The following is a 681-nucleotide window of genomic DNA, read 5'->3' as shown; positions in this document are numbered from 1 at the left end:
TACGCCGAGGCGCAGCTCAGTACCGACCTGCTGAAGGAAGCGCTCGCAAAAAAATGGTGAGGCCATCTCAGCGACGCGAGATGGCCCAATCGGCAGTCACGAGCGGGCGTACGAACATCCGCCACGCCTGCCAGGCCTTGGCGGTGAGCCAGACCTGCTTCCGCTACCAGGCCAAGGCCAGCGAGCAGAACGCCCGGATCGCCGACTGGCTGGTCCGGTTGACGACCGCCCATCGCGACTGGGGCTTTGGCCTGTGCTACCTGTACCTGCGCAACGTGAAGGGCTTTGGTTGGAACCACAAGCGGATCTACCGGATCTACCGCGAGTTGGAGTTGAACCTGCGGATCAAGCCGAAGAAGCGGCTGGTGCGTGAGCGGCCGCAGCCACTGGCGGTGCCGGAGACGATCAACCAAGTCTGGTCGATGGACTTCATGCACGACCAGCTGGCCGACGGCCGCAGCTTCAGGCTGTTCAACGTGCTCGACGACTTCAATCGCGAGGGACTGGGGATCGAGGTCGACCTGTCGCTGCCGTCAGCCCGTGTGATCCGATCGCTGGAGCAGATCATCGAGTGGCGCGGCAAGCCCGCCGTGATCCGCTGCGACAACGGCCCTGAATACATCAGTGGCGCGTTGCTGTCCTGGGCGCAGCGGCATGGCATCCGGGTCGAGCACATCCAGC

1 pseudogene is annotated in these 681 nt (G+C 64.0%); it reads left to right on the top strand.

What is annotated here, in order from left to right:
* Positions 1 to 681: pseudogene (locus J7360_RS12735) on the top strand (DDE-type integrase/transposase/recombinase); the annotation flags it as partial.

It is taken from the genome of Xanthomonas sp. D-99 (assembly GCF_017746145.1).
Taxonomy (GTDB): domain Bacteria; phylum Pseudomonadota; class Gammaproteobacteria; order Xanthomonadales; family Xanthomonadaceae; genus Xanthomonas; species Xanthomonas cissicola.
This window is presented reverse-complemented; position numbering and strand designations above follow the sequence as displayed.